Below are 413 nucleotides of genomic sequence, written 5' to 3'. Positions count from 1 at the left end.
TTTCTTGGCCGTAAAGACGACCAGGTGAAGATCCGCGGTTACCGGGTAGAGCCCGGTGAAGTGGAGTCGGTGCTGACGGAATCATCCATGATAAAACAGGGGGTGGTAGTGGCATCGAAAGCCGCAGATAATAACAGCCGTTTACTGGCCTATGTGGTACCGGCAGAAGGCTATGAGCGGGAAGCGTTGTTGACCTATTTAAAAAAGCGCCTGCCTGATTATATGGTTCCCTCAGCGGTAGTAACATTAGATCAACTGCCGCTTACGCCCAATGGAAAAATAGACCGCAAGGCGCTGCCGCAGGTAGATGTTGCGTTAGTGGCTGCGCAGGATTATGCACCACCGGTTGGCAGAACCGAAACGTGCATGGCGCAGATCTGGGAGCAGTTATTACAGGTGAGCCGTGCCGGCCG

Annotated in this window: 1 protein-coding gene; it reads left to right on the top strand. The window is 53.8% G+C overall.

Going from position 1 to position 413, the window contains the following annotated elements; translation table 11 throughout:
* Positions 1 to 413 (top strand): AMP-binding enzyme (locus A4R26_RS14305; protein ID WP_165760267.1); only part of this gene is annotated, 413 nt, incomplete at both ends.

The sequence above is a fragment of the Niastella populi genome (genome assembly GCF_002078015.1).
Classification (GTDB): Bacteria; Bacteroidota; Bacteroidia; order Chitinophagales; family Chitinophagaceae; genus Niastella; species Niastella populi.
The sequence above is the reverse complement of the archived record's forward strand: the minus strand, read 5'-3'. Positions and strand labels throughout refer to the sequence as shown.